This window comes from Halomonas sp. B23F22_20 (assembly GCF_043496985.1).
Classification (GTDB): Bacteria; Pseudomonadota; Gammaproteobacteria; order Pseudomonadales; family Halomonadaceae; genus Halomonas.
In genome coordinates this window covers 59,615-76,609 of sequence record NZ_JBIEKH010000004.1, presented here as the reverse complement: position 1 = coordinate 76,609, position 16,995 = coordinate 59,615, and the positions used below count along the sequence as shown (strand labels likewise).

Here is a 16,995-nt window from a genome sequence, read left to right as displayed (position 1 = left end):
ACGGCACCGCTCAAGTCGTCGGCTGCAGGTAACCGCCCTCACGAAGTACCTGGGCATAGCCCTCGCGGAAGCTGGGGTAGCGGAAGCGATAGCCGCTCTCGAGCAAACGGGCGTTGTCGCAACGCTTGCTGGCCCGGCGGCGCAGCGGCGACTGGATGGTCTCGGTGGCCTCGACCTTGAGCTGCTTGGCCAGCCATGCCATCACCTCGTGGAGGGGCGCCGGCTCGCAGTCGCTGGCCAGGTACAGCTCGTGCAGGGCCTCCCCGTCGAGCGCACGGGCGATGAGATGGGCCAAGACGCCGGCGCAGTCGTCGCGGTGAATGCGGTTGGAGTACATCGCCGGGGTCGCCGCGGCGATGCGACCCTCGCCGACCTGGCGGATCAGACGATCACGACCCGGCCCATAGATGCCGGAGAAACGCACCGCGGTACCGGGCAGGACATGGTCGATCAGTGTCTGCTCGGCCTCGCGCATCAGCAGCCCGGAGAAGCCGGTGGGCACGGTGGGGCTGTCCTCATCGACCACCTCGCCCTCCTGCTGGGCATAGACGCTGGTGGAGGAAACGAAGAAGACATGCCGCGGCGGACGCTGACGACCACCGAACTCGTCCAGTACCGCCTTGAGACCGTCCGGGTAGGCGGCCCGATAGGCCGCTTCCTCGAAGCGATCGGCGCTGACCACATAGACCAGGATGTCGGCGTCCGGCAGCTCGGCCAGGGCCGCCGCGTCGTTCAGGTCCGCCGATACGCCCTCCAGGCCGCTTTCGGCCAACCTGGCAGCATCGCGGCGCACCCCAATCACCCGCTGTCCGGATGCCTTGAGTTCGCCTCCCAGCGTCGTTCCAATGTCTCCACAGCCCAGAATCAGCGTCGTTGTCTTCACCTTTCCTTCGCCCCCTGATAAAAAGTCCCTATGACCCGATGGGGTGCCCTGGGATGGGGCCCGCGACATTCAGCACTATCGAGGTAGCCCCGGCACCGAAATGACTCTAACAGAACTCCGTTACATCGTAACCCTGGCCCAGGAGCGCCACTTCGGTCGCGCTGCCGAGCGCTGTTTCGTGTCCCAGCCAACCCTCTCGGTGGCCGTCAAGAAGCTCGAGGAAGAGCTCGGCGTGGCGCTGTTCGAGCGTTCCAAGTCCACCGTACAGGTGACGCCGCTTGGCGAGAAGATCGTCGAGCAGGCCCAGCGCGTGCTGGAACAGAGCAGCGTGATCAAGGAGCTGGCCACTGCCGGACGCGACCAGTTGGCGAGTCCGCTGCGCATCGGCGCGATCTACACCATCGGCCCCTACCTGTTTCCGCACCTGGTCCCGGAACTGACTCGGCGCGCACCGCAGATGCCGCTCTACATCGAGGAAGGCTTCACCGGCGATCTGCGCCGCAAGCTGCGCAGCGGCGAGCTCGACGCCATCATCGTGGCGCTGCCGTTCACCGAGACCGATGTGGTGACCAAGCCGCTCTACGAGGAAGCCTTCGAGGTGCTGATGCCGGCCGACCATCCGTGGGCCGAGCGTCAGACCATCGACAAGGAAGCACTGCTCGAAGAACGGCTGCTGCTGCTCGGCGAGGGCCACTGCTTCCGCGACCAGATCCTCGAGGCCTGCCCGGCCATCAGTCAGAAGCTCAATAGCCCCAACAACACTCTGACCGCCGAGGGCGGCTCGCTGGAAACCATTCGCCATATGGTGGCCTCGCGATTGGGCATCACCGTACTGCCGCGCTCGGCGATCGGCACCGGGCACTATGAAAGCGGCCTGTTGACCAGTCGACCCTTCACGCCTCCGGGGCCGGGACGCACCGTGGCCATCGCCTGGCGTGCCAGCTTTCCGCGTCCCCAGGCCATCGATGCGATCACCGATGCCATCGCCCACTGTCGCGCGGCGGCGCCCGAGCCGGCATGAGCGGCCTCGACGCCCCCGTCACGGAGCTCAAGGGCGTCGGTGAGGCACTGGCCCAGAAGCTGGCCCGGCTGCGCATCGACGTCGTCGCCGACCTGCTGTTCCATCTGCCGCTGCGCTATCAGGACCGCACCCGCATCACGCCCATCGCCACTCTGCGCTCCGGCGACGAGGCGGTGGTAGAAGGCGAGGTGATGGCCGCCGACGTGGTGCGCGGCCGGCGCCGCAGCCTGCTGATCCGCCTGCGCGACGGCTCCGGCATTCTCAGCCTGCGCTTCTTTCACTTCTCGCCGGCCCAGCAGCAGCAGTTCCGTCCGGGAACCCGGGTGCGCGCCTTCGGCGAGGCCAGGGCCGGCGCCACCGGGCTCGAACTCTACCATCCGGAATATCGCCTGCTTGGCGAGGGCGCCCCGCCGGTAGAAGACCATCTGACGCCGATCTACCCGACCACCGAGGGCCTGCACCAGACGCGCCTGCGGGCCCTGATCGATCAGGCCCTGGCGCGGCTGGACGCCGCTCCCGAGGCGCTGCCGGAATGGATCCCCGAGCCGCTGCGGCGCCGCTTCGAGCTGCCCGAGCTCCACGGCTGCCTGCGCGCACTGCACCACCCGGCGCCCGATGCCGACCCAGAGGCACTGGCCGCGGGGCAACATCCCGCCGTGCGACGCCTGGCCATGGAGGAGCTGCTGGCCCATCAGTTGAGCCTGCGAGAGGTACGCCTACGGATTCAGGAGGACGGCGCCCCCTCGCTGCCCGATGGCCGCGGCCTGCAGGCTCGCTTCCTCACCCAGCTGCCATTCTCGCTGACCGCCGCCCAGCGCCGCGTGCTGGACGAGATTCGCGCCGACCTGGCCGAGGAACGTCCCATGCTGCGCCTGGTGCAGGGCGACGTGGGCTCCGGCAAGACGGTGGTCGCCGCCATGGCAGCGCTATCGGCCATCGCCGGCGGCTGCCAGGCAGCGATGATGGCCCCCACCGAGATCCTCGCCGAACAGCACTATCGCGCCTTCAAGGCCTGGTTCGAGCCACTCGGCATCGAGGTGGCCTGGCTGGCCGGCAAGCTCAAGGGCAAGACGCGGCTCGATGCCAAGGCAGCGATCCTCGACGGCCGGGCGCAGATGGTGATCGGTACCCATGCCCTTTTCCAGGGCGACGTGCACTTCCAGCGCCTGGGCCTGGCGGTCATCGACGAGCAGCATCGCTTTGGCGTCCATCAGCGCCTGGCGCTGCGCGAGAAGGGCGAAGCCGGTGGCCTGACGCCTCACCAGCTGGTGATGACCGCCACGCCCATTCCTCGCACCCTGGCGATGAGCGCCTACGCCGACCTGGACGTCTCGGTGATCGACGAACTGCCTCCCGGGCGCACCCCGGTGAAGACCGTGGTCGTGCCTGACGAGCGCCGCCCCGAGGTGGTGGCACGGATTCGTCATGCCTGCGCCGAGGGCCGCCAGGCCTACTGGGTGTGTACCCTGATCGAGGAGTCGGAGGCGCTGCAGTGCCAGGCCGCCGAAGCCACGCGAGACGAGCTGGTGGAGACGCTGCCGGAGCTGGCCATCGGCCTGGTCCACGGGCGCATGAAGGCCGCCGAGAAGGCCGAGGTCATGGCCGAATTCAAGGCCGGCGAGCTGGACCTGCTGGTGGCCACCACAGTGATTGAGGTCGGCGTCGACGTGCCCAACGCCAGTTTGATGATCATCGAGAATCCCGAACGACTGGGGCTCTCCCAGCTTCACCAGCTGCGCGGTCGGGTCGGCCGCGGCGCCACCGAGAGTTTCTGTGTGCTGCTCTATCACCCGCCGCTGTCGGATCACTCGCGTAAGCGACTGACGGTGATGCGCGAGACCACCGACGGCTTTCGCATCGCCGAGCAGGACCTGGAGATCCGCGGTCCCGGCGAGGTGCTGGGCACCCGCCAGACGGGCCTAGCGCAGATGAAGATCGCCGACCTGGAGCGCGACGCCGACCTGCTGCCGCGAGTCTCGCCGCTGGCCGAGTCGCTGCTGGCCGAGCACCCCGAGGCCAGCCGGCCGCTGATTCGCCGCTGGCTGGGCGAGGAAGCCGGGCGTTATGGGCAGGTCTGAAAGCTGGAAGCTGGAAGCTGGAAGCTGGAAGCTGGAAGCTGGAAGCTGGAAGCTGGAAGACAGCATGAACCCCGCCATTATCGGGTCAAGGGTTTTCTTCCAGCTTCAAGCTTATGACTTCAAGCTCCGGGCGAAGCCCAGCCCTTCCAGGCGCGAAGCGTCGCTCTTCAAGCTTTACAAGTGCCTGAGCAGCCCCTGCAGCCGTTCGAGATCCTTGGCATCGCCGACCAATCGCACATGGCCGGCCATCATGCCGTCGAGGAAGGCCTTCTGGGTGGGTTTCCTGAGCACCCGTACCGCGCTGTCCACGTCATCGAAACGCAGCTCCAGGTCGAGATCCACCGGTAGCCCGGTCCCGGTCTCGATGCCGCGGGGAGACATTCGATAGTAACGAGCAATGCGAAGATCTTCGGTGCCGATGCCCCAATCGAGGCCTCGCAGATCGGCCAGGCGCTCGCGAAACGCGGCCTTGCGCTTCAAGGCACGCTTGAGCATAACGCCCAGTACCCAGAGCATCAGGCGTAGCTTCATGACGGCTCCGTCAATGGGGATAAGGTAAGAGAGGGAATCGCGGCCCGCCAAGCGGGCCGCGTCGCGTCTCAGGCGGGGTCTGAAAAGCCGGCGGACCTTGCCTACTTGGAGACGGCGTCCTTGAGCCCCTTGCCCGGCTTGAAGGCCACGGTCTTGCTGGCCGGGATGGTCAGGGGTTGGCCGGTCTGGGGGTTCTTGCCGGTGCGGGCGGCACGCTCGCGCACGGTGAAGGTACCGAAACCGATCAGCGACACGTCCTTGCCGCCAGACACGCTGCCGGTGATCTCATCGAGAATGACGTTCAGCACCTGGCTGGCCTTGTCCTTGGAAAGATCGGCACGCTCGGCGATCGCCGCGGCGAGTTCAGGTTTGCGCATACAGCCCTCCTGGTTTGACATCCTGCCGATGATCCCATCGGCCACATTGTTGTACGCAGTGATTCTGGGTGTTGCCCCACTCGCATGCGGCCCGGTCGAGCATGGTTTCCGGCTCGCCCGAGGGAGCGGCATGCGAATGACGCCGTGATGCAACGCTGCTGCCTCGCCGGGAACCGGGGGCGCCGTCGTTGACGTCACTAGCCTAGCAATGGCGGTGCAGCCCGCGCCAGTTCGACTTTCCGACGTACACAGGCGCCTGTCAACGCAAATCCTATCAAACGTCCGTCTTCATCTTCGGCCAGAGCGCTCAGATCCCGGCCTTCGCCCTCGACCCGCCAGCGAGCGGGCCTCCCGGTGGGCGGCAGCGACACTACCGGCAGCAGCGGCGTCTTGACCAGCACCGGCCAGGGCCCATAGCGCACCGCGGTGGGCGAGCCGGCGAGCGTGGCGGCCAACGCCTTGGCACCGGCCTGCAGCGGCTGGACGTACATGGCATTGATACCCTCCACGCAGGCCACGTCACCCAGGGCATGGATGCTCGGTGCCGAGGTCGCCAGATAGCGGTCCGTGCAGATGCCTTCCGGCCCCACCTCGAGCCCGGCCGCTTCGGCCAGTTGCGTGCGCGGGCGCAGGCCGGTGGCTACCAACACCAGGTCGGCCTCGAGCGTCGTGCCGTCATTCAGCCCCAGTCCCACTCGACTCCCGTTCTCATGCAGCTTCTCGACCAGGCGTCCGGTATGCAACACGATGCCGGCCTCGACAAAAGCCTCGCCAAGGGCATGTCCCAGCGGCTCGGGCAGCAGCCTCGGCAGCGGCGCCGCCTCCGGCGCAATCAGCTCAACCCGGTGGCCCCCGGCGGCCAGGTCGTTGGCGAACTCGCAGCCCACCAGGCCGATGCCGACGATGGCCACCCGGGCCGGCCGACCCAGCGCCGCCAGGGCGGTGTGGAAGGCACGGTAGTCGTCGAGATCGTTGATGGTATGGACTCGGCCGGCCAGCGCCTCCGGAATAGCGAAGGGCGGCTCAGGCACGGCGCCGGTCGCCAGCACCAGCTCACCGTAGGGCAGTCGCTCGGCGCCGATGGCGAGCGTACGCTCGGCGGGGTCTATGCCTGCTACGCGGGTATGGGTGCGCATCACCAGGGCTAGCTGCTCCGCCGCCTCCAGAGCACTGCGAGCCGCCAAACGCTCTGGAGGCAGACGCTTGGCGAAGCCGGTGGAGAGCAGCGGCTTGGAGTAGTCGTCGCCGCCGTCGGCGGTGATCAGGGTGATGGCACGCTCGGGCTGTCGGGCCCGAACCTGGCGCGCCAGGCCCAGCCCGGCCATGCCGGAGCCGATGATGGTCAGGGGTGCAGTCATGGAGTCCTCGCTGCGGGAGCGCTTGGGGTGGCCGGTCGGCGCGCCATGGTACACTAGCCGCCCTTTGGATTGGATGCGGAGCACGACGTGAAGCACGGCCCGGCCCTCGCCCCACGATGGCGTCCCCTGGCGGCGGCCCGACCGGCCATGAGCGCGGACTGGTGGCACTGGGTTGCCTCTCGCGACTCGCTGACCCAGCGACTGATCGAGGCAGGCGCCCCACGCCACTTCCGGGTCTGCCTGCTCGATCAGCGCCTGGGCCGGCCGCGACGCGACGAAGCCTTGGCACTGCGGATATCGCCCAGCCGACAAGTCTGGCTACGTGAGGTGGCGCTGTGTCTCGACGACCGCCCCTGGGTGGTCGCCCGCTCGGTGGCCCCGCTGCGGAGCCTCCGCGGCCAGCGGCTCGAGCGCCTGGGCGAGCGTTCACTGGGGCACTGGCTGTTCCGCCAGCCAGGCCTGGAGCGAGGCCCCATCGAGGTCAGCGCCGACCCGGCCCCCTTTCGAACATCGCCAGGCCCCTGGGGCCGCCGCTCGGTGCTGCGTCATGGCCACTTCGCGGTGCTGGTCCAGGAGTTCTTCCTCGACGACATGGCGGATGACCTGGCGCTTCCGGCACGGTAGGCTGCTCCAGGAGCCTGTCGGACTTAACGCTGATCTGCTACGAAGCCCGGGCTGTCGGCCACATTCATTCGATCTGATTCGTTGAATAGCGGGCTATTCGCTTCATCAGATCGATAAACTTGTCGCGAAATCCATGATTCTCGCGACGATCGATCAAATCCGACAGGCTCCCAGGCATCGACTGAAACCCGTGTCGTCCGACCCGACCCATCGAGAAGAGACCCGAATGGAACGTTCGCTGATGCGCCCCAGGGGGCTGGCCCGGCTGCCCGATTTCCTGCACCTGACCCGGCTCGACCGCCCCATCGGCACCTGGCTGCTGATGTGGCCGACACTATGGGCCCTCTGGGTGGCCGCCGAGGGGATTCCCGAGCGACGGCTGCTGCTGATCTTCGTCGCCGGCGTCTATCTGATGCGCGCCGCGGGCTGCGTGGTCAACGACTACGCCGACCGCCACTTCGACGGCCATGTCAAACGCACCAAGGACCGCCCCCTGGCCACCGGGCGCATCAGCGAGGGCGAAGCCAAGGCGCTGTTCGTGTCCCTGGTGCTGGCAGCCTTCGCGCTGGTGTGGTTCACCAACCCCTTCACCGTGATGCTCTCGGTGGGCGGCATCATCCTGGCCTTCGTCTACCCCTTCATGAAGCGCTATACCCACCTGCCCCAGGTGGTACTGGGGGCGGCCTTTTCATGGGCGATCCCCATGGCCTTTGGCGCGGTGCTCGGTCATCTGCCTCTCGAGGCGTGGCTGCTGTTCGCCGCCAACGTGCTGTGGACCGTGGCCTATGACACCGAGTACGCCATGGTCGACCGCGACGACGACTTGCGCATCGGCATAAAGTCCACCGCGGTGCTGTTCGGCCGCGCCGACAAGCTGATCATCGGCCTGCTGCAGCTGGCGACCCTCGCCCTGCTGGCCTGGGCCGGGCAGCGGCTCGAACTGGGCGGTTTCTTCTGGCTGGGGCTCGCCGCCATGGCGGCCACCTTCGTCCACCAGCAGCGACTGATCCGCCATCGAGAACGCGAGCGCTGCTTCCAGGCCTTCCTCAACAACCACTGGTCGGGACTGCTGCTATTCGCCGGTATCGCGCTCTCGCTATGGCCCGGTATGGGCGCCTGACAGACGACGGCTGTCACGGTATTGTCACAAGGACATGCTGTCATCGTCACCAACCTGTCATTGACCTTGACCATGAGGCCCCGGGATGACCGCCAAGACCGTACTGATCGTCGATGATGAGGCGCCGATCCGCGAAATGATCGCCGTGGCGCTGGAGATGGCCGACTATCGCGTCCTCGAGGCGGACAATGCCCAGGCCGCCCATGCCATCGTCGTCGACCACCAACCCGACCTGGTGCTGCTGGACTGGATGATGCCCGGCACCAGCGGTATCGAGCTCGCCCGCCGGCTCAAGCGCGAGGAGAGCACCGCCGAGCTTCCGATCATCATGCTCACCGCCAAGGGCGAGGAGGACAACAAGATCCAGGGGCTGGAATCGGGAGCCGACGACTACATCACCAAGCCTTTCTCCCCGCGGGAGCTGGTGGCCCGCCTGAAGGCGGTGCTGCGCCGGGCCACTCCGCGAGGCGTCGAGGAGCCGGTGGAAGTCGAGGGGCTGATGCTCGACCCGGTGAGCCACCGCGTCAGCATCGACGGCCATTCCCTGGAGATCGGCCCCACCGAGTATCGGCTGCTGCAGTTCTTCATGACCCATCAGGAACGCGCCTACACCCGCGGCCAGTTGCTCGACCAGGTATGGGGCGGCAACGTCTACGTCGAGGAGCGCACGGTGGACGTACATATTCGCCGCCTGCGCAAGGCCCTGGGCGAACCGCACCAGCAGCTGATCCAGACCGTGCGCGGTACCGGCTACCGCTTCTCCACCAAGGGCTGACGTGGGCCGGCTGTGGCGACGCGAACTGTGGCGGCTGGGGGCCCTGGTGGCCGCCGGCGCCCTGGTCGGCTGGCCCTTCGCCCTGATCGGCGTCGGCATCGCCGTGGGGCTGGGCCTGTATCTTTTCTATCATCTGCGCCAGCTGCACGCCCTGCAGGAATGGCTGACCCACCATCCCCATGACGAGCCCCCTGCAGCATCCGGACTGTGGGGCGAACTGTTCGACAGGCTATACCGCTACCAGAAAGGCCAGCGCATCACCCAGCGGCGCCTGCGCGATACCCTGCGGCGCATCCAGGAGTCTTCCGAGGCCATGCGCGACAGCGTGGTGATGCTCGACCGCCACGGCGACATGGAGTGGTGGAACAGCGCCGCCGAGCGCATGCTGGGCCTGCAACCGGCTCACGACCGAGGCCAGCACATCACCAACCTGCTGCGCGACCCGCGCTTCGTCGACTACTTCCACGCCCGGGCCTACCGCGAGCCGCTGACGCTGTCGTCGCCGATCGACGAGAACATGATCCTGCAGTTTCAGATCACCCTGTACGGCGACGACGAGCGGCTACTGATGGCCCGCGACATCACCCGCCTTCACCGACTCGAGCAGATGCGCCGCGACTTCGTGGCCAACGTCTCCCACGAGCTGCGCACCCCGCTCACCGTGCTGGCAGGCTACCTCGAGACTTACGGCGACATGGCCGAGCTGCTGCCCGATCGGCTCGCCCGGGGCATCGGACAGATGCAGAGCCAGACCCAGCGCATGCAGAACCTGGTCAACGACCTGCTGCTGCTGTCGCGCCTGGAGAATGACCGGGGCGGCCAGGACGACGTTCGTCTCGACCCGGCCAGCCTGCTCGAGGCAGTGCGCCGCGACGCCGAGGTGCTGTCCGACGGTCGGCACCGGTTCGAGGTCGAGGTCGAGGAGCCCCGCGGCTTGCTCGGCTCAGAGAAGGAACTGCACAGCGCCGTTTCCAACCTGGCCTTCAACGCCGTGCGCTACGCCGGCGAGGACAGCCGCATCGTACTACGCTGGCGCCCCTGGCAGGGCGGCGCCTGCCTGGAGGTGGAAGACGACGGCGAAGGCATCGATCCGCTGCACATCCCGCGGCTGACCGAGCGTTTCTACCGCGTCGACAAGGGCCGCAGCACCGCCACCGGCGGCACCGGCCTGGGGCTGGCGATCGTCAAGCATGTGCTGCTGCGACACGGCGCCCGACTGGAGATCGACTCGCGTCTCGGCGAGGGCGCGACCTTCCGCTGCATCTTCCCCGCCGAGCGCCTGACCGCAGCCACTGCTGCGGGGGAGGAGTCGACTTTGGGCCTGCCCCGATCCGGCAACGCTCGCTGATTCGGCGCTCGCTTCCGCGCAACTATCCACAACCCAAAGCGCACGACGGCTGTGGATAAGCCGAGGCCACACCGCCCTCCAGCCTTCACCGTACCGGCGGCGTCGCCTTGCCGGCACTTGGCGCCAGCGCACGATAGTGGCTGTCCCACATCAGCACCGCCCCGGCCACCGCGCCGGGCAGCAGGAACAGGTTGGCCAGCGGCAGCCAGGTGATCAGCATCACCCAAGCGCCGTAGGTGAGCGTCGGCCAGCGCCGCGCCGCGAGCCGGCGGCGCATGTCGGTGAAGGTCACCTTATTGTTGTCCATCGGGTAGTCGAGGTAGGTGACCGCCACCATCCACGCCGAGAACAGCAGCCACAGCAGCGGGGCGGCCAGGTTGAGCAGCGGAATCCAGCCGATCACGAACAGCACCAGCATACGCGGCAGGATATAGCCCAGCTTGACCAGCTCGCGGCCCAGGGCATCGACGCCGGTGCGCACCAAGCCGCGATCGTCCAGCGGCGGCCGCCCGGTGACCTCGCCCTCTACCTTCTCGGCCAGCAAGCCATAGAAGGGCGCGGCGATCAGCTGTGTCACCAGGGTGAAGCTGAAGAACACCATCAGCCCCAGGCTGAACACGAACAGCGGCCAGATCAGCCACGATAGCCAGTCGAGCCAGCTCGGCACCATGGCCATCCAGCCGTCCAGCCAGCCGCCGAAGTGGGTCAGCACATAGCTCAGCATGGCCGCGTAGACCACCAGGTTGGCCAGGATCGGCAGAAACACGTAGCGGCGCAGGCCAGGAGTGTAGACCAGGCGGGTCCCCCGGGACAGCGCCGTGAAGGCATCCAGCATCGGTGTCATTTCCTCCATACACGACGACGTCGGCCGTCGCCAGGGGCGACGGCCGACTCATGGACAGCGCCGGACGACCGGGGTTCAGCGGTCGCCGTGCACCTCGTCGCCGAGATCATCCGGATCCGTGTGGCGGATGTCGAGCCCCTTGACCAGATAGATCACGTATTCGGCCAGGTTGTTGGCGTGATCGCCGACGCGTTCCAGGGCGCGCAGGATCCACATGATCCCGAGCACCGGCGAGATCGAGCGGGCGTCCTCCATCATGAAGGTCATCAGCGAGCGCATCGCAGACTGGTACTCGCTGTCGACCTGGTCGTCCTCCTGGACCACCTGGAGCGCCAGCTCGGTATCGAAGCGGGCGAAGGAGGTCAGGGCGTCGCGCACCATCTTACGCACGTGTTCGCTGATGATGCGCACCTCGACGAAGCCGCGGCTGCCGTTGTGGCTCTCGACCAGCTCCAGGGCATTGCGGGCGATCTTGCTGGCCTCGTCGCCGATGCGCTCCAGGTCGGAGGCGGCACGAATGACCGCCAGCACCAGGCGCAGGTCGGAGGCGGCGGGCTGGCGGCGCGCCAGTACTCGGGTGCACTCATCGTCGATCTTGATCTGCATGTCGTTGACGGCACGATCATTGTCGACCACCCGCTCGGCCAGGGCAGAATCACCGTCGAGCAGCGAGCGGACCGCGTCCTGCACCTGCTTCTCGACCAGGCCGCCCATGGCCATCAGGTGGGTCTTGAGCTCTTCGAGCTCATGATTGAACTGCCGCGAGATATGCTGGCTGTGGATATCGCTGGTGATGTCCATGAGACTCTCCTGAGGGCGCTGGCGTCAGGCCATGCGTCCAGTGATGTAATTCTCTGTGCGCCTCAGGCGCGGATTGGTGAACAGGGTGTCGGTGGGGGCGTACTCCACCAGCTCGCCATCCTGCAAAAAAGCGGTGTAGTCCGAGACTCGCGCCGCCTGCTGCATGTTGTGGGTGACCAGCACCAGGGTCAGGCTCGATTTCAGGTTGCGGATCAGCTCCTCCACCTTGAGCGTCGAGATCGGGTCCAGGGCCGAGGCCGGCTCGTCGAGCAGCAATACCTCGGGCTCCACCGCCAGGGTGCGGGCAATCACCAGGCGCTGCTGCTGGCCGCCGGACAGCGACCAGGCCGAGGCCTGGAGCCGACCCTTCACCTCTTCCCAGAGGGCCGCCGAACGCAGCGACCACTCGACGATATCGTCGATGCGGCGCTTGCGTAGCCCGCCCTGCAGCCGTAGCCCGAAGGCTACGTTGTCGTAGATCGACATCGGGAAGGGGTTGGGCGCCTGGAACACCATTCCCACCCGACGGCGAAGCTCGGCCACCGCTACCTCGGGGGCATGGATGTCTTGCCCCTCGAGGCGAATCTCGCCTTCAAGGTGCACGTCCTCGTTGAGGTCGTGCAGCCGGTTGAGGGTGCGCAGCAGCGTCGACTTGCCGCATCCCGAGGGGCCAATGAAGGCGGTGACCCGATGACGCGGCACCCGCAAGCTCAGGTCGCGCAAGGCCGGCTTGTCACCATAGCGCAAGCCAAGTCCCGAGATTTCCAGGCAGGAGGCCTCGGACGTGAAATCGACGAAGGCTCCGCGTCGCGGAGCCGTGTCTCGCTTGACCGGCATCGCATACCCCTTACTGCCACGACGAGATCTCAGTGACGCGAGAGGCTGCCGTGGCGCGATCTCAGATGATGGCGCAGAAATATTGCAGTCAGGTTAAGCACCAGGATCACCAACACCAGCAGCAGCGCCGTGGCATAGACCAGCGGCATCGCCGCTTGCACGTCGTTGCCGTGGAAGGCGGCATCGAAGATGTGATAGCCCAGATGCATGAACTTCCTCTCAAGATGCAGGAAGGGAAACTCGCCGTCCACCGGCACCTGGGGGGCCAGCTTGGCTACCCCTACCAGCATCAGCGGTGCCACTTCGCCTGCGGCCCTGGCCACCGCCAGGATCATGCCGGTCAGCATTGCCGGGGCGGCCATGGGCAGCACCACTCGGCTCAGCATCTCCAGACGGGTCGCGCCCAGCGCCAGGGCCCCCTCTCGCTGTCGGTCGGGAATCCGCGCCAGGCCCTCCTCGGTGGCCACGATCACCACAGGCAGGGTCAGCAGCGCCAGGGTCAGCGAGGCCCACAGCAGGCCGCCGGTGCCGAAGGTCGGCGAAGGCAGCGAGTCCTCGAAGAACCACTGGTCCAGGTGGCCGCCGAGACCATAGACGAACACCCCCAGGCCGAACACCCCATAGACGATGGAGGGGACGCCGGCCAGGTTGCGTACCCCGATGCGCACCAGCCGGGTGAGGCGCCCCTGATGGGCCACCTCGTTGAGATAGACCGCCGCCAGCACGCCGAAGGGCGTGACCACCAGCGACATCAGCATCACCAGCAGGATGGTGCCGAAGATCGCCGGCCAGACGCCGCCCTCGGCATTGGCCGACCGTGGCCCTTCCGACAGGAAGCGCCACACGCCCTCACCCCAGGCAGCGAGCTTGGCAACGGGCCCCATGGCGTTGGGGCGAATTGCGCGCAGCACCTCCTCGACCGGCTGACGCAGGCGTCGGCCGTCGGCGCTCTCCAGCACCAGGGTGTCCCCCGCCATGGCCTCGCGCATGGCACGGATCCGCGCCTGGAGGTCCGCCAGGGCACGGGACGTCTCGGGGCGCTCACCCTCGGCTTCGATCCGCCGGGCCAGGGGCAGCAGCTCGTCCTCGCGTAGCCGCTCGATCTCCTCGCGCTGACGCTCGAAGACCGCCAGACGCGTCTGCAGGGCGTCCCAGGCAGCCGCCCCCTCGCGGCGTTCGCCCTCGGCAGGCAGCCAGGCGACCAGCCGACCGATGAAGGCGCCCCAGCGGCGGCGCTCCAGTACCACCAGATCGCGGGGCTGGGCCAGCGTTTCGATGTCCGCTACCGGCACCCAGGTCCAGATGGCGCCGTCCAGGCCACGATTGTCGGTGCGATATAACCGCTCATCGCCTTCGCCGCCGGGCAATGGCACCTGTTTCACCACACTGCCGGCCAGGGTGCGACCATCGGCCAGGGTCAGCTGGTCCACGTCACTCGGCCAGAAGTGCCCCAGCCCCCGCGTGGCCAGCAGTGCCAGCAACAGGCTCAGCAACAGCACCGACAGCGACACGCTGCCGGCGGCCAGCCAGGCCCAGGGCCCCTCGCCACGGGGCAGCCGGGCGCGGGTCGCTCGCCGCCATGGCCACCTCATGAGGGATCCCCCAGGCGCCGATAGCGACGCCTCAGGCGTGTGCGTACCACTTCTGCCAAGGTATTGACCATGAAAGTGAAAATGAACAGCAGAAGTGCGGCCAGCAGCAGCAGACGATAGTGGGTGCCTCCCGGGGCGGCCTCGGGCAGCTCGATGGCGATGCTGGCGGCCATCGAGCGCAGGCCGTCGAAGGGACTGGCGGTCATCAGCGCCGTGTTGCCGCTGGCCATCAGCACGATCATGGTCTCGCCAACGGCTCGCCCAGCCCCGATCATCACCGCCGAGAACACGCCTGGGCCGGCCGCGGGCAGCACCACCCGCCAAAGGGTCTGCCAGCGCGTCGCGCCCAATGCCTGGGCGCCCTCGGACAGGCTCGATGGCACTCCGGAGAGGGCATCCTCGGCGAGGGCGTAGATACTCGGCATTACCGCGAAGCCCATGGCCATGCCAACGATGATGGCATTGCGATTGGTATAGTCGAGCCTCAGGGTAGCGGCGAGCCAGCCGCGCAGGTCGCCGCCGAACCACCAACCCTCGAGACCGGGGGCCAGCCAACGGGCCAGTGCCCAGAGCAGTAGCAGCCAGGGCAACAGCCACAGTGCCGACCAGCCCAGCGGCAGCCAGCGCCGAAGCCGCGGGGGCAATCGGCTCCACAGGGCACCGCCCAGTACCAATCCAAGCGGCAACACCAGCAGCAGGGTCAGGCCCAGCCCCAGGTGACGCTCCAGCCAGGGCGCCAGCACCAGGCCGGCGAGGAAGCCGATGACCACACCGGGCAAGGCTTCCATCAGCTCCAGGGTCGGCTTGAGATGGGCCCGCAGGCGACGCGACATGAACAGCGCCGAGTGGGCGGCCGCGCCGAGCGCCAGGGGCACCGCGATCACCAGCGACCAGGCCGCCGCCTCCAGGGTGCCCCAGGCCAGCGGCGCCATGCCGAAGCGCGGCCCCGGGTCGCTATCCGGCAGCGCGGGCTGCCAGCGATGGGCGGGGGCCTCCAGACCTGGATATGTCTGGGGCTGCCACAGCGCATCCAGGTCGACCTGCGGCGCCTCGGGCGAGGCCGACCAGAACAGCGGCAGGACCTCCACCACCAGAAAGACGCCGATCGCCATCACCGCGGCGATGACGCCGATGCCGCCGGCGGTGATCAGCGCCGTGGCCAGGCGGTCACGGCCCTGTCGCAGGCGGCGTCGCAGCAGCGGTGAGGAGGACGATTCGGGCATGATGGGCGGCGGCACTCGAGGGGGTAGCGGAACGATACGACATTGTCATGACAATCGGGTGACACTGTCACGCCCCGTCATCCACTAACCCGAGCTCTCGCCGCTGGCGTGCCAGGGTCGAGGCCGATAACGACGCGAAGCCCAGCTCATCGACCACGGCCTGCCCCTCGTCGGAAAGTACCAGCGCGAGAAAGGCCCGTTCGGCAGGCGGCAGCGGTTCTCCCGGGGGCTGATTGACGTAGAGGCGCAGATCCCGCGCCAGGGGGTACACGCCGCGGCGCACCGCTTGGGGATCGGGAGCATGCAGCCGCCCCGCCGCATCGCGCAGGGGCACCGCGCGCACGCTGGGCGTCAAGTGATTGAGGCCGGCATAGCCGATGGCCAGGGGATCATCGGCCACAGCAGCCACCACGGCGGCCGAGCCCGGATGCTCGTTGACCTCGGGACGGAAACTGCCGCCGCACAGCGCCTCACGCCGGAACAGCCCATGAGTGCCGGAGACGGCGTTGCGGCCATGCAGCACGATGCGCCCGGCGGGCCGCTCGAGCCCCAGAGCCCGCCAGCGGCGAATACCCTCGGCGGCCCCGCAGCGTCGGGAATCGGAGAAGATGGCATCGAGTTGGCGACGCGATAGGCTCGGCAGGAGATTGTGTCGATGCACCACCACCACCAGCGCATCCTGGGCCACCACCACTTCCCGCGGCGGGTAGCCGAAGCGGTCGACGAACGCCTCACGTTCGGGCTCGGTCATCGGGCGCGACATGGGGCCCAACAGGGTGGTCCCAGCGGTCAGGGCCGGTGGTGCGCTGGCCGACCCGCTAGCCTGGAGCTGCAGCCGCAGCCCCGGGTAGCGTCGTCCCAGCAGCTCTCCCCAGCGCAGCATCAGGCCTGCCATGGTGTCGGAGCCCACGGTGTCCAGGGTACCGAGGTGGTGGTCGGCCGTGGCCGGTATACTCCAGGCGGCGACCAGCGCCAGTAGCCAGGCCGAGAGGTATCGTCGAAGGGGTCGCAGCATGCTGTCTCCTCCCGCGGCGGCGGGTCGCGCGGGCGCGGCTCACAAGGGTGGAGTGGCCACTCCCTTGGCGTTTATGATGATTCACCGATCTCGGGCCGATACGGCCCTCCCGCGATCCCCGCACAACAACAAGCCAGGCGAGCCCGTGCCATGAGCGAACTCGACGACATCCCGGCCCCGCGCGGCCGACTGACCCTCAAGCTGGTTGCCAGCCGCCAGGATACCAACTTCCACGGCGACATTTCCGCCGGATGGCTGGTCAGCCACATGGACCAGGCCGCCGAGCTGGCCGCCGGCCGCGAAGCCAGGGGACGCACCGCCACCGTGGCCATCGAGGCCATGGACTTCCTATGCCCGGTGCGAGTGGGCTCGATGGTCAATATCTTCACCGAAGTCCGTGAGATCGGCCACAGTTCGATCAAGATCGACGTCGAGGTGTGGAGCCGTTCGCCCCAGGAGCGCGACCCCGATGAGCTGCACAAGGTCACCGAGGCCCGTTTCGTGACGGTCGCCCTGGACGACAACGGGCGCATCCGGGCGGTTCGTCAAGCCGGCTGAGCCACCCGCC

The 16,995-nt window shown here is 67.7% G+C and carries 17 protein-coding genes; 7 read left to right on the top strand and 10 right to left on the bottom strand.

Features of this window, described 5'->3' with window-relative positions:
• Window positions 1-10 precede the first annotated feature (10 nt).
• Window positions 11-883: an SDR family oxidoreductase gene (locus ACGTN6_RS03915; RefSeq protein WP_394589952.1), complete on the bottom strand. Its 873-nt coding sequence runs from the start codon at window positions 881-883 to the stop codon at window positions 11-13.
• A gap of 100 nt (window positions 884-983) precedes the next feature.
• Between ACGTN6_RS03915 and ACGTN6_RS03910 the strand changes: the two genes are divergently transcribed.
• Both ACGTN6_RS03910 and recG read left to right on the top strand, forming a co-directional pair.
• Window positions 984-1,904: a hydrogen peroxide-inducible genes activator gene (locus ACGTN6_RS03910; RefSeq protein WP_394589951.1), complete on the top strand. Its 921-nt coding sequence runs from the start codon at window positions 984-986 to the stop codon at window positions 1,902-1,904.
• Window positions 1,901-3,982, top strand: coding sequence for an ATP-dependent DNA helicase RecG (recG, locus tag ACGTN6_RS03905; RefSeq protein WP_394589950.1), 2,082 nt, complete (start codon window positions 1,901-1,903; stop codon window positions 3,980-3,982). The genes ACGTN6_RS03910 and recG overlap by 4 nt, the downstream gene beginning before the upstream one ends.
• A gap of 174 nt (window positions 3,983-4,156) precedes the next feature.
• Here recG and ACGTN6_RS03900 read toward each other — a convergent pair whose 3' ends face one another.
• From ACGTN6_RS03900 to ACGTN6_RS03890, 3 genes are all read right to left on the bottom strand, one after another.
• Window positions 4,157-4,513, bottom strand: coding sequence for a hypothetical protein (locus ACGTN6_RS03900; RefSeq protein WP_394589949.1), 357 nt, complete (start codon window positions 4,511-4,513; stop codon window positions 4,157-4,159).
• Window positions 4,514-4,614: 101 nt separating this feature from the next.
• A complete protein-coding gene (locus tag ACGTN6_RS03895; protein ID WP_394589948.1) occupies window positions 4,615-4,890 on the bottom strand; it encodes an HU family DNA-binding protein in 276 nt (91 codons plus the stop codon).
• 197 nt (window positions 4,891-5,087) lie between these two features.
• Complete coding sequence (locus ACGTN6_RS03890) at window positions 5,088-6,248, bottom strand: FAD-dependent oxidoreductase (RefSeq protein ID WP_394589947.1); 1,161 nt, start codon at window positions 6,246-6,248, stop codon at window positions 5,088-5,090.
• Between the two features lie 147 nt (window positions 6,249-6,395).
• On the opposite strand from ACGTN6_RS03890, the gene ACGTN6_RS03885 reads away from it, so the two are divergent.
• The 4 genes from ACGTN6_RS03885 to phoR all read left to right on the top strand — a co-directional run bounded on the left by ACGTN6_RS03885 (window position 6,396) and on the right by phoR (window position 10,115).
• Entirely contained in the window at window positions 6,396-6,872 is a 477-nt protein-coding gene (locus ACGTN6_RS03885) for a chorismate--pyruvate lyase family protein (protein ID WP_394589946.1), read from the top strand.
• Window positions 6,873-7,098: 226 nt separating this feature from the next.
• Window positions 7,099-7,992, top strand: coding sequence for a 4-hydroxybenzoate octaprenyltransferase (gene ubiA / locus ACGTN6_RS03880; RefSeq protein WP_394589945.1), 894 nt, complete (start codon window positions 7,099-7,101; stop codon window positions 7,990-7,992).
• Window positions 7,993-8,077: 85 nt separating this feature from the next.
• A complete protein-coding gene (gene phoB / locus ACGTN6_RS03875) occupies window positions 8,078-8,767 on the top strand; it encodes a phosphate regulon transcriptional regulator PhoB (RefSeq protein WP_394589944.1) in 690 nt (229 codons plus the stop codon).
• A gap of 1 nt (window position 8,768) precedes the next feature.
• Window positions 8,769-10,115 (top strand): phosphate regulon sensor histidine kinase PhoR, encoded by a 1,347-nt coding sequence (gene phoR / locus ACGTN6_RS03870; RefSeq protein WP_394589943.1) that lies wholly within the window; start codon window positions 8,769-8,771, stop codon window positions 10,113-10,115.
• Between the two features lie 85 nt (window positions 10,116-10,200).
• Here the strand turns inward: phoR and cysZ are convergent, their stop codons facing one another.
• The 6 genes from cysZ to ACGTN6_RS03840 all read right to left on the bottom strand — a co-directional run bounded on the left by cysZ (window position 10,201) and on the right by ACGTN6_RS03840 (window position 16,427).
• Window positions 10,201-10,950 (bottom strand): sulfate transporter CysZ, encoded by a 750-nt coding sequence (gene cysZ / locus ACGTN6_RS03865; RefSeq protein ID WP_394589942.1) that lies wholly within the window; start codon window positions 10,948-10,950, stop codon window positions 10,201-10,203.
• An 84-nt stretch (window positions 10,951-11,034) separates the two neighbouring features.
• Complete coding sequence (gene phoU / locus ACGTN6_RS03860) at window positions 11,035-11,760, bottom strand: phosphate signaling complex protein PhoU (RefSeq protein WP_394589941.1); 726 nt, start codon at window positions 11,758-11,760, stop codon at window positions 11,035-11,037.
• A 24-nt stretch (window positions 11,761-11,784) separates the two neighbouring features.
• Window positions 11,785-12,597, bottom strand: a complete 813-nt coding sequence (gene pstB, locus ACGTN6_RS03855; RefSeq protein WP_394589940.1) for a phosphate ABC transporter ATP-binding protein PstB — start codon at window positions 12,595-12,597, stop codon at window positions 11,785-11,787.
• Window positions 12,598-12,626: 29 nt separating this feature from the next.
• Complete coding sequence (pstA, locus tag ACGTN6_RS03850) at window positions 12,627-14,189, bottom strand: phosphate ABC transporter permease PstA (RefSeq protein ID WP_394589938.1); 1,563 nt, start codon at window positions 14,187-14,189, stop codon at window positions 12,627-12,629.
• A complete protein-coding gene (locus tag ACGTN6_RS03845; RefSeq protein WP_394589937.1) occupies window positions 14,186-15,412 on the bottom strand; it encodes an ABC transporter permease subunit in 1,227 nt (408 codons plus the stop codon). Before ACGTN6_RS03845 ends, pstA begins: the two co-directional genes overlap by 4 nt.
• Before the next feature lie 67 nt (window positions 15,413-15,479).
• A complete protein-coding gene (locus ACGTN6_RS03840; protein ID WP_394589936.1) occupies window positions 15,480-16,427 on the bottom strand; it encodes a phosphate ABC transporter substrate-binding protein in 948 nt (315 codons plus the stop codon).
• A 150-nt stretch (window positions 16,428-16,577) separates the two neighbouring features.
• Here ACGTN6_RS03840 and ACGTN6_RS03835 point away from each other — a divergent pair, with 150 nt between their 5' ends.
• The gene (locus tag ACGTN6_RS03835; protein ID WP_394589935.1) at window positions 16,578-16,985 is read left to right on the top strand and encodes an acyl-CoA thioesterase; all 408 of its coding nucleotides are present in this window, start codon (window positions 16,578-16,580) and stop codon (window positions 16,983-16,985) included.
• Window positions 16,986-16,995: the final 10 nt, after the last annotated feature.

Excerpts from the sequence above, each read along its gene's own strand:
- pstB (WP_394589940.1), bottom strand. The coding sequence starts at position 12,597 with ATGCCGGTCAAGCGAGACACGGCTCCGCGACGCGGAGCCTTCGTCGAT.
- ACGTN6_RS03890 (WP_394589947.1), bottom strand. The coding sequence starts at position 6,248 with ATGACTGCACCCCTGACCATCATCGGCTCCGGCATGGCCGGGCTGGGC.
- phoB (WP_394589944.1), top strand. The coding sequence starts at position 8,078 with ATGACCGCCAAGACCGTACTGATCGTCGATGATGAGGCGCCGATCCGC.
- ACGTN6_RS03895 (WP_394589948.1), bottom strand. The coding sequence starts at position 4,890 with ATGCGCAAACCTGAACTCGCCGCGGCGATCGCCGAGCGTGCCGATCTT.
- pstA (WP_394589938.1), bottom strand. The coding sequence starts at position 14,189 with ATGAGGTGGCCATGGCGGCGAGCGACCCGCGCCCGGCTGCCCCGTGGC.
- phoU (WP_394589941.1), bottom strand. The coding sequence starts at position 11,760 with ATGGACATCACCAGCGATATCCACAGCCAGCATATCTCGCGGCAGTTC.
- ACGTN6_RS03835 (WP_394589935.1), top strand. The coding sequence starts at position 16,578 with ATGAGCGAACTCGACGACATCCCGGCCCCGCGCGGCCGACTGACCCTC.
- ACGTN6_RS03840 (WP_394589936.1), bottom strand. The coding sequence starts at position 16,427 with ATGCTGCGACCCCTTCGACGATACCTCTCGGCCTGGCTACTGGCGCTG.
- ACGTN6_RS03885 (WP_394589946.1), top strand. The coding sequence starts at position 6,396 with ATGAGCGCGGACTGGTGGCACTGGGTTGCCTCTCGCGACTCGCTGACC.
- ACGTN6_RS03910 (WP_394589951.1), top strand. The coding sequence starts at position 984 with ATGACTCTAACAGAACTCCGTTACATCGTAACCCTGGCCCAGGAGCGC.
- ubiA (WP_394589945.1), top strand. The coding sequence starts at position 7,099 with ATGGAACGTTCGCTGATGCGCCCCAGGGGGCTGGCCCGGCTGCCCGAT.
- ACGTN6_RS03900 (WP_394589949.1), bottom strand. The coding sequence starts at position 4,513 with ATGAAGCTACGCCTGATGCTCTGGGTACTGGGCGTTATGCTCAAGCGT.
- cysZ (WP_394589942.1), bottom strand. The coding sequence starts at position 10,950 with ATGCTGGATGCCTTCACGGCGCTGTCCCGGGGGACCCGCCTGGTCTAC.
- recG (WP_394589950.1), top strand. The coding sequence starts at position 1,901 with ATGAGCGGCCTCGACGCCCCCGTCACGGAGCTCAAGGGCGTCGGTGAG.
- ACGTN6_RS03845 (WP_394589937.1), bottom strand. The coding sequence starts at position 15,412 with ATGCCCGAATCGTCCTCCTCACCGCTGCTGCGACGCCGCCTGCGACAG.